The sequence below is a fragment of the Tolypothrix sp. VBCCA 56010 genome, assembly GCF_050875635.1.
Lineage (GTDB): Bacteria > Cyanobacteriota > Cyanobacteriia > Cyanobacteriales > Nostocaceae > Hassallia.
In genome coordinates, this window is sequence record NZ_JBPAOH010000535.1 from 1 (window position 1) to 224 (window position 224).

The window sequence follows — 224 nt, forward strand, 5'->3', positions numbered from 1 at the left end:
TACGATTTCGGCAGGTTGCAAAAGGCCTTTGGTTTGTTGATCGAGCGGCACAGTATTCTTCGGACCAGTTTTCACCTTGAGGAATATGGCGAGCCGGTTCAGATCGTTCACCGGTATGTTGGTGAGGGCGGTTATGACATCAAGGAGGAGCGTCTGGAAGGTCTGAGCAGGGAACAGCAGGGGGATTACATTGGTGAATTCATGAAACGAGACCGGGGTGAGGT

Annotated in this window: 1 protein-coding gene; it reads left to right on the plus strand. The window is 51.8% G+C overall.

What is annotated here, in order from left to right; all coding sequences use genetic code 11:
* Positions 1-36: 36 nt before the first annotated feature.
* A partial coding sequence (locus AABK37_RS42250) for a hypothetical protein (protein ID WP_432557311.1) occupies positions 37-224 on the plus strand: 188 nt, incomplete at its 3' end.